7 protein-coding genes and 3 pseudogenes are annotated in these 7,341 nt (G+C 69.8%); 6 read left to right on the top strand and 4 right to left on the bottom strand.

Features of this window, described 5'->3' with window-relative positions; all coding sequences use genetic code 11:
• Positions 1–221: 221 nt before the first annotated feature.
• Positions 222–470 carry a hypothetical protein gene (locus A3IC_RS53910; RefSeq protein WP_205353707.1) on the bottom strand — a complete coding sequence of 83 codons (249 nt, stop codon included), beginning with the start codon at positions 468–470 and terminating at the stop codon, positions 222–224.
• Positions 471–631: 161 nt separating this feature from the next.
• Between A3IC_RS53910 and A3IC_RS73460 the strand changes: the two are divergent.
• Positions 632–868, top strand: a pseudogene (locus A3IC_RS73460) (transposase); the annotation flags it as partial.
• 60 nt (positions 869–928) lie between these two features.
• On the opposite strand, the gene A3IC_RS53905 reads toward A3IC_RS73460, so the two are convergent.
• Together A3IC_RS53905 and A3IC_RS70065 are read right to left on the bottom strand one after the other, a co-directional pair.
• A complete protein-coding gene (locus tag A3IC_RS53905; RefSeq protein ID WP_245599239.1) occupies positions 929–1,663 on the bottom strand; it encodes an IS30 family transposase in 735 nt (244 codons plus the stop codon).
• A gap of 8 nt (positions 1,664–1,671) precedes the next feature.
• Positions 1,672–1,872 carry a helix-turn-helix domain-containing protein gene (locus tag A3IC_RS70065; protein WP_205353706.1) on the bottom strand — a complete coding sequence of 67 codons (201 nt, stop codon included), beginning with the start codon at positions 1,870–1,872 and terminating at the stop codon, positions 1,672–1,674.
• A gap of 76 nt (positions 1,873–1,948) precedes the next feature.
• Here A3IC_RS70065 and A3IC_RS64675 point away from each other — a divergent pair.
• Both A3IC_RS64675 and A3IC_RS72990 read left to right on the top strand, forming a co-directional pair.
• Positions 1,949–2,362 (top strand): annotated as a pseudogene (locus tag A3IC_RS64675) (FadR/GntR family transcriptional regulator); the annotation flags it as partial.
• A gap of 805 nt (positions 2,363–3,167) precedes the next feature.
• Positions 3,168–4,154, top strand: coding sequence for a DUF234 domain-containing protein (locus A3IC_RS72990; protein ID WP_321184067.1), 987 nt, complete (start codon positions 3,168–3,170; stop codon positions 4,152–4,154).
• Between the two features lie 526 nt (positions 4,155–4,680).
• Here A3IC_RS72990 and A3IC_RS74025 read toward each other — a convergent pair.
• Positions 4,681–4,956: a DUF8189 domain-containing protein gene (locus A3IC_RS74025; protein ID WP_483782874.1), complete on the bottom strand. Its 276-nt coding sequence runs from the start codon at positions 4,954–4,956 to the stop codon at positions 4,681–4,683.
• 98 nt (positions 4,957–5,054) lie between these two features.
• On the opposite strand from A3IC_RS74025, the pseudogene A3IC_RS74020 reads away from it, so the two are divergent.
• From A3IC_RS74020 to A3IC_RS0112035, 3 genes and pseudogenes are all read left to right on the top strand, one after another.
• Positions 5,055–5,627: pseudogene (locus A3IC_RS74020) on the top strand (Tn3 family transposase); the annotation flags it as partial.
• Between the two features lie 16 nt (positions 5,628–5,643).
• The gene (locus A3IC_RS70060; protein ID WP_026218165.1) at positions 5,644–6,477 is read left to right on the top strand and encodes a Tn3 family transposase; all 834 of its coding nucleotides are present in this window, start codon (positions 5,644–5,646) and stop codon (positions 6,475–6,477) included.
• Positions 6,474–7,334, top strand: a complete 861-nt coding sequence (locus A3IC_RS0112035; protein WP_026217916.1) for a class I SAM-dependent methyltransferase — start codon at positions 6,474–6,476, stop codon at positions 7,332–7,334. The genes A3IC_RS70060 and A3IC_RS0112035 overlap by 4 nt, the downstream gene beginning before the upstream one ends.
• Positions 7,335–7,341: the final 7 nt, after the last annotated feature.

Genomic DNA, 7,341 nt, shown 5'->3' with positions numbered 1-7,341 from the left:
GGAGACGTCTCCTACCACGGTGAGTTCCGGCGCCGCCTGGCGCGCGCCGAGTTCGAGCGCCTCTACGACTCGGAGACCGCCAACCGGCTCTTCGGCGAGTTCCTCACCGGCCTGAACTGAGACCGCCGTTGTGGGCGTCCCAGTGCCGACACCCGGATCACCCGACGGACTCCACGCCGTGGAGCACGCCCCGTGCCGGACAAGCATCGGGCGGTGTCGTGTCACGCCGGGCCGGGGGCGGGTGTCCGCTCCACGCCCGGCGCGTCGACGCGGGGTGCTGTGGTTTCGGCCTCCTCGATGCCCCGGTCGATCGCGGACATGCAGGGAGGACACAGCAGGTCGGTCAGGGAGTCGTCGGGCGTGGGGTCGGCCTCGCCCGGAAGGGCGACTCCACACAGGGCGATGTCCCTGCGGCCCATCGCGTGCCACCAGCGAGTCCGTTCGATCTCCACCGAGCGCAGAATGTGCATGTCGACCTCCGTGGCGCCCGGCACGGTCGTCGTCCATGCAACTACCGCCGCCCTCGGAGCGCACTTCGACGCCGGGCGGGGCCGAGCCCCCACGGCTGCGGTTGGGCTTGATCCGGTTTGACGGACACCCTGACTGAGGGGGTTTTGGCCCCTCGGGGAGGATGTCCATCATGGAGAGCATGGGGAAGAAGAAGCCTCGGCCTCGCCGCTCGTTCACGCCGGAGTTCAAGGCGGAGATCATCGCACTGTGCAAACAGGGCGACCGTTCGGTCGGTCGGGTTGCGAAGGACTTCGACCTGACCGAGACCGCGGTGCGGGACTGGGTCAAGCAGGCCGAGATCGACACCGGTGACCGCGACGGCTTGACGACGTCCGAGCGGGAGGAACTCGCCAGATTGCGGCGGGAGAACACCCGGCTGCGGCAGGACGTGGACGTCCTCAAACGGGCCACCTTAGATTCAACCGGTCAAGGCAACACTCTCGGCTGGGGTGCGGAATCCCAGGCACTTACGCGGACGGTTGTTGAGCTTCGTCGCGATGGCGTCAAGGTCGTCCTGGCTGAACGTCGACAGGTTTGTGCCTTTGGGCAGGTACTGCCGGAGCAGTTTGTTGGTGTTCTCGTTGGTGCCACGTTGCCAGGGGCTACGCGGGGCTGCGAAGAACACGTCGACACCGGTGTCGGCGGTGAACCGCTTGTGGGCTGCCAGTTCCATGCCGCGATCCCAGGTCAGCGTGCTGCGTAGTCTGGGGTCCATGCGTTCGTAGGTCTCGGCGAGAGCGGAAACGACCACGGTGGTGTGGCGGCTGGCGAGTTTTACGACCGTGAGGAACCGTGACTTCCGGTCGACCAGCGTGGCGACTTGGCTGTTGTTCGAGCCGATCACCAGATCGCCTTCCAGGTGCCCGGATTCGCTGCGGTCCTCCGCCGCCTGGGGCCGCTCCTCGATCGGTCGGGCATCGGTGATCTGTGAGCGCCACTGGCCTTTCACCGTGTGGCGCTTGTTCTTCCGGATCGGGCGGCCGGTTCGGAGGCGCTTGCACAGCTCGCGGGGGATCACTTTCCAGCGGGTGGTGTAGACCGACCGGTAGATCGTCTCGTGGCTGATCCGCATTGCCGGGTCGGCACCGTGATTCAGACGCAGGTGTCCGACGATCTGTTCGGGCGACCACTCCTCCTTCAGCAGGCCAAGCACCGCCTGCCTCAACGCGGGTCTGCGGGCGAGGAGGCACTGCTTCGGGCGCCGGGCGCGATCAGTGCCCGTTCCTGCGCGGCGATCGCCCGGTAGACGTCGCGTCCGCCGTTGTTGTTGACTTCACGGCTGATCGTCGACACCGCACGCCCCAGGAAGCCGGCGATTGTCCGGTAGGACTCACCGGNGCGCCCACGCTCCGCCGGGGACATCCCCGAGCTCCCCATACAACGGTTATGCCCCTATATGACACACCGTCAATCGGACCCGGAAACCTCAGTAGCAGTAGATGACCGGGTGATGCAGGCTTTCCAGGTCCGCGGAATTCTGGAGCCGGCGGCGACGGCGATGGCCGCCCAACATATCGGCGAGACGGAACTGGCGGACCTGCGCGCTCTTCTGGACGGCCTCGGTGACAATCCCGGTGTCGAGGAACTTCTAGCCAACGACCTTGAGTTCCATCGCCGCATCGCGGCGGCGTCGGGTGCCCCGCTGCTGTGCTCGCTCCTGGAGACGATCTCGGGGCCGACGGTTCGGGCTCGACTGTGGCGTGGCATTACGTAGCAGGACGCGGTGACTCGCACGCTGGCCGAGCACCGGGCGATGCTGGACGCCTTGGATGCTCGGGACGCGGAGACGGCGCGGGTTTGGTCGACTGTTCATATCTCCAGCGTGGTGCGGTGGCTGGGCAACGCGCAGTAGTCCTCACGGCATGGTGGGTGGGACCGGCGGTGTGCCGGGGACCCCCGGCGGGGGCGCTGCGACGCAGCGCTTCCCCGTCCGACGCCATCGACGTCGGGCGCGAATCCCTCACCCTGTCCGCACTCCGCCGCGACCCCTACGGCCACTGACCCACCGCCGACACCGCCCTCCGTCAGGGCGCCTCGACACACTGCCACAAGCGCCCGTCGACCACCCCCCGTCGTCCAGGTGTTCTGCGGCGCCTGCCGCTGGCTGTGGGTGCCCGGCAGGCGCCTTGAGCCGTCGAGCCGGATGTTCCGTCCGCCTCGGGCATCCGATGTATCGCATCACCCCCATCGAGTCGATGCGTGGGGAGGATGGGATGCATGACCGGTTCGGCCGATCGGGATAGCCGCCTGGCCGGGCTGGAGGCGACGTTCACCACGGCCCGGGCGCGCGGCGCCCCTGTCGCCCCGCGACCTGGTGGCGTTGGTCGCCGAGGGCGTGGTCGAGGAAGTCTCGCGGGGCGTACCAGCGCGCCGGCGCGGCCGAGACCGCGCACGCGGACCTGCCGGCGGTGTGTCTGCGGGCGCCTCGGGCGGTGGTCTGTGGGGAATCGGCCCTTGCGCTGCGCGAGTCGATCGACGACATTTCCGCCGCGGTCCCCATCGCGGTGCCCCGCGGGTCGACCCGGCCGACGGTCTCCTACCCGCCGACCGTCGTCGCGCGGTACACCGCCGCGACGTTCGACCCGGGCGTCGAGCGCTTCGAGGGCCCCGGCGAGACGATCCCCGTGTACGACGCCGCCCGCAGCATCGTCGACGCCATGCGCCACCGCGCCCGCATCGGCGAATCCCTCACCCTGTCCGCACTCCGCCGCCACCTCGATCGGCTACCCCACCACCGGCCCCGGGCTCCACCGGCCCCGTACCTCCGCCCTGCCGCGACATCGCGGTCGCCGAGGCCGTCCGGCCCTTGGTCCCGTGGACGGGCGGCGAGAGCCTGCGTCGACCGGCTCGGGCGTTGCGTCCGTCGATCGACCGCTACGGTCACGACGATCCGGTCGGACGTATCCGCGACGAGTCGTCCGCCCGGTCCCTGCTCGACCGGCGCCCCCCGCGACGTTGCCGCCTTCATCGCCGCGGGACTGTGCCGGGAAGCGTCGTTGGCACATAACTATCATTCATGTAAGTTTATCGTCGCCGCCGAGACACCCCTGTCGACCAAACCCGCGAACAAGGACACCCGCTACCGGGTCACCGACCCCCACCTACGGTTGTGGCTGGCCTTCGTGGGTCCGCACCTCGCCGAGATCGAACGCGGCCGCGGAGACCGGGCCAACCGACGCCTGCGCACCTCGTGGAGCAGTTGGCGCGGCCGCGCCGTCGAACCCGTGGTGCGCGAGGTCCTCGCCCTGCTCCCGCCCGAACGGCTCCCACCGGGATGCGAGGCGTTCGGCGGCTACTGGACCCGCACCAACGACCCCGAGATCGACATCGTCGCGGCCGACCGCGCACCCATCGCCGGTCGCCGCGGTCGGCTCCATCAAATGGCTCGAGGGCGCGGCGTTCGACCACCGCGACCTGGCCGCACTGACCGTCCACCGCGACCGCCTGCTCGGAGCCGGCCCCGACACCCCCCTGATCGCCGCCAGCCGCTCCGGCACCACCACCCAAGGCATCGACTACGCCTACGGACCCCAAGACCTGCTCACAGCCTGGGAATAGCCGGGAAACCCCGACGCTGTGGGTGCCGAGAATCCATTCGTGCAGGTGAGAGGGCCTTCAGTGGCTGCACGCGAGCGGTGTCGTAGACCCCCTGGCCGGGCACGATCGCCGCCGCGGCAGCGTGATCATTCGTGCTGCTTCGACTCGCCTGCCTCACCGTCACGAACGCGTTCGCCGCATTGCGGCTGCTCCCGATGAGCGACCGCGACAAGGACGCCGGGATTCCGGCGTTGCGCCACCGGCTCACCGTCTTGGAACGGCGGCTCGGGGACCGGCGGCTGCGGTTCGCCGTGGCTGGCCGGGCCCGGCTCGCCGCGCTGCCGCACCCGCTGCCGCGCCGGGTGCTGCGACGGCTCCCGCTGACCGTGCACCCCGACACGGTCCCGCGGTGGCACCGCGACCCGGTCCGCGGCCGGCACGCGGCCGCGTCCCGTCCGAAACGGCCCGGGCGTTCGTCGACGGTCCGCTCGATCCGCGCGCTTGGAAGGGGAACTCATCGCCCACGCGTTCCTCGGTCGCCTGCTCCTCGTCGCCGGCGAGCCATCCCGAGCCGCCGCCTCCTGAGTGTGTCGGCGGCGGTGCGCACCCGTCCTCTCTTGCTGCCCCCGGAAACTACCCGAGCACCCCTCCGAGCGCGACCCACTTGCCCCAGCCGGCAGTCGGGGTCTTGGTGCGTTGCCAGAGTTGGTTGTCGTTTCCGCGTACGAAGAGGTCCGTGCGCGCGGTGGTGGCGACGATGGCGGGGGCTCCGGGGAAGGTGTTGGAGTTGGGTCCGCCGCTACCGATCCAGGCGGTCCACGAGGTGCCGTCGAAGTGGCGCTCGTAGGGGTGGGGCCGGAATACGAGCGAAACGTGCCACGTCCTTGTTTCACCGCTGGTCGAGGCCAGCGCGGGTTGCCTTGATAGGAATCGTTAGGGTTCCGTCATCCTGGCCCCCGCGATCTTCGAGGTGTGTGTTGGCATCGATCGACCGCACCGCCTACCCGATGTTCCGCGGAACCGTCACGGCGCGGGAGCTGGTCGAGTCGGGACGGCCGGTGCTGGCGCGGCGCAAGGGCGCCGAGCGGCGGCCGGCGGCGATCACGCTGGAGGCCGCAGTGCTGGACCGGCTGCCCGACCGCGCGCTGCTGGACATCCTGGCCCGCACCGCCCACCTGACCGGCTGGCCGCGGCATTTCGGCCCGGCCTCCGGTTCCGATCCGAAGATCCGAGACACCTTGGGCCGGTACGTGGTGACCGCGTTCGCCTATGGAGGGAACCTCGGGCCGACCGAGGCCGCCCGGCACATGCGCGGGGTCAGCGCCCACGAGATCTACACGGCCGGGAACAAGCACGCCACCCCAGACAAGATCTACAAGGCGTCGACGGACGTGGTCAACGCCTTCACGAAGCTGGATGTCGCCGCGATGTGGGGCGACGGGTCGACCGCGGCCACCGACGGCTCGCAGATCGACACCTGGGAAGACAGCCTGCGGGCCGAGTCCCACGTCAGATACGGCGGGTTCGGAGCTCTGGCGTTCCGGCTGGTGTCCGACAACTACATCGCGCTGTTCTCCCACTTCATCCCGTTGCGGGGTGTGGGAGGCGGTGTACCTGCTGGACTCGCTGCTGTCCAACGTCTCCGACACCCAGCCCGACACCGTCCACGCCGACACGCAAGGGGCTTCGCTGCCGGTGTTCGGCCTGGCCGCGCTCCTCGGATTCGACCTCCTTCCCCGCATACGCAACTGGCACGACCTGAACTTCTACCGGCCGGACGCCAAGGTGCGGTACAAACACATCGACTCCCTGTTCGACGACAGCGTCATCGACTGGGCCCTCATCGAACGCCGCTGGAAGGATCTGCTGCGCACCGGGATCTCGATCCGGGAGGGCCGACTGTCCTCGGTGACGCTGCTGCGCCGCCTGGGCAACCACTCGAAGCGCAACCGGATCTACAAGGCGCTACGCGAATTGGGCAGGGTCGTCAGGACCGTGACGCTCCTTCGATACCTGTCCGAGCCCGAGCTGCGTGTCCGGATCACCGCGATCACCAACCGCACGGAGGCGTTCCACGGCTTCGCTACGCATCTGATGATCGGCGGACGGCTGATCGGCCACAACGACCCGGACTACCAGGAGAGTCGTCAAATTCAACGAGCTGATCGCCAACTGTGCGATCTACTCCATCGCGCTGGACATTATCGATGCCGCCAACGCCTTCGCCGCCGAGGGCCATCCCGTGGACCCCGACGACCCGGCCACCGTCAGCCCGCTGATCACGCGCACCATACGCCGCTTCGGCGACTGGCACTTGGACCTCACCCCGCCCAAGGACGTCGTCGCCACCAGGTTGGATCCGGCCCCCGGAACGCTGTTTCCCACCGCGCCGGTATAACGCCCGGCGGCCTGGCTAGGCTGAACGGATGACTAATGCGGCAGGACGGGTCGAGCCGTCCGGGGTGTGGGCCACAGCCGTGGGCGTGGCCCGGGTGAGGGCAATGGAGACGGCACGCGAGCAGCCACTGTTCCAGGACCCGCTGGCGCTGGCCTTCGCCACGGCCGGCGGGAGAGGCCCCGGGACGCCGTCGCCCCCGCTCGCGGACGAGGCGGCGCGGCGCCGCCGGCTCGGTGTGGCCTTCTCGATCGTCATCCGGACGAAGTTCCTGGACGACCTGCTGGACCGGGCGGTCGCGTCCGGCGTCCGGCAGGTCGTGCTGCTCGGAGCCGGGCTGGACAGCAGGGCCTTCCGGATGGACTGGCCTGCGGAGACCCGGCTGTTCGAGGTCGACACGGCCGAACCGCTGGGCTTCAAGGCCTCGGTGCTGCGTCAGGAGCGGGCCGTTCCGCGCTGCGAGCGGATCACCGTCCCGGTCGACCTGCGCGAGGACTGGCCCGGCGCCCTGGCCGCGGCAGGGCACGATCCGGCGCGGCCGACGGTGTGGATCGCCGAGGGACTGCTGATCTATCTGCCCGAGGACGCGGTCCAGTCGCTGCTCGAACGGATCGGCGCGCTGTCCGCCGCAGGCAGCAGGATGGGCCTGACACTGGGCGCGCGCGGTGTGATCGAACGCTTCCGCGAGGACGCCGCTCCGGGATCGCCGGCGTCGATGTGGGTCTGGGAGACGCCGGAGGACCCGGTCGGCTGGCTGGACGGCCTCGGCTGGGAGGCGGAGACCTTCACCCTGCGTGAGCGCGCCCAGGCCTACGGGCGTCCGGTGCTCACCCCGTCGCCGCAGGACGAGGGCACCGGCGGACTGGTCTCGGCGGTGCGCGCCGCGCACTGAGCACGAC

It is taken from the genome of Embleya scabrispora DSM 41855 (assembly GCF_000372745.1).
Classification (GTDB): domain Bacteria; phylum Actinomycetota; class Actinomycetes; order Streptomycetales; family Streptomycetaceae; genus Embleya; species Embleya scabrispora.
Note: the sequence above shows the minus strand (reverse complement) of the source record. Positions and strands in the feature narration are given on the sequence as shown.